Origin of the sequence: Embleya sp. NPDC050493, assembly GCF_044458105.1 — a bacterium.
Lineage (GTDB): Bacteria > Actinomycetota > Actinomycetes > Streptomycetales > Streptomycetaceae > Embleya.
This window is the reverse complement of the sequence record NZ_JBITHP010000076.1, coordinates 1-1,175: the sequence shown is the minus strand read 5'-3', so window position 1 is coordinate 1,175 and position 1,175 is coordinate 1. Positions and strand designations below refer to the sequence as shown.

General features: G+C 37.6%; 1 pseudogene. It reads left to right on the top strand.

Features of this window, described 5'->3' with window-relative positions:
* Positions 1-146: 146 nt before the first annotated feature.
* A pseudogene (locus ACIBM5_RS47075) lies at positions 147-1,175 on the top strand (IS3 family transposase); the annotation flags it as partial.

Below are 1,175 nucleotides of genomic sequence, written 5' to 3'. Positions count from 1 at the left end.
TACAAAACGAATCAAACAAAAATTGAACTGGATGAGTCCAATTCAATTTCGCTTGAATTACCAAAACAATTAAAAAAATCCAAGTATTTTGGAAAGGTTATAATAAACTAGACACAAAGTTAAGAGAAATCGTGGAAAGGTTTATTATGGCAAGAAGAAAATTCGATAAACAATTTAAAAATTCTGCAGTAAAACTCATTCTTGAAGAGGGTTTCTCTGTTAAAGAAGTCAGCCAAGAGCTTGAGGTTCATGCCAATAGTCTTTATCGCTGGGTTCAAGAAGTTGAAGAATATGGAGAAAGTGCTTTTCCAGGCAATGGGACAGCCCTAGCTGATGCCCAACATAAGATTAAATTGTTAGAGAAAGAAAATCGTTATCTTCAGGAGGAACTTGAACTTCTAAAAAAGTTCCGGGTCTTCTTGAAGCGAAGCAAGTAAAACGTTTTGAATTTCTCTTGAAACATCATGGGAAGATAAAAATTAAACATGCAGTAAAAGTTCTTAAGGTTTCTCGCTCAGGTTTCTATGAATACATGCATCGTCGTCCTTCAAAACAACAAGTGGAGAGAGAAATTCTCTCAGAGAAGATAAAAGCTGTCTTTCATGAGCATAAGGGACGCTATGGTGCGGTTAGAATTACCAAGGTACTTCATAATACTGATATTATGACCAACACGAAACGTGTTGGGAAACTGATGCACTTGATGGGACTTTATGCCAAGGGAAGCCGTTATAAATATAAACATTACAACAGAAAAGGAGCTTCGCTTTCAAGACCCAATTTAATTAATCAGATCTTTAAAGCAACAGCTCCTAATAAAGTATGGCTGGGAGACATGACCTATATCCCTACCAAAGAAGGCACCTTATACTTAGCCGTGAATATCGACGTTTTTTCACGTAAGATTGTAGGCTGGTCAATGTCTTCACGGATGCAAGATAAACTGGTGAGGGATTGCTTCTTGCAAGCTTGTGGGAAAGAACATCCTCAGCCTGGCTTGATTGTCCATACTGATCAAGGGAGTCAATATACAAGCTCTCGTTATCAATCTACTCTTCGTCAAGTCGGTGCTCAATCTAGCATGAGTCGTAAAGGAAATCCATATGACAATGCAATGATGGAGTCTTTTTATAAGACGCTAAAGAGGGAGCTTATTAATGATGCTCATTTTGAGA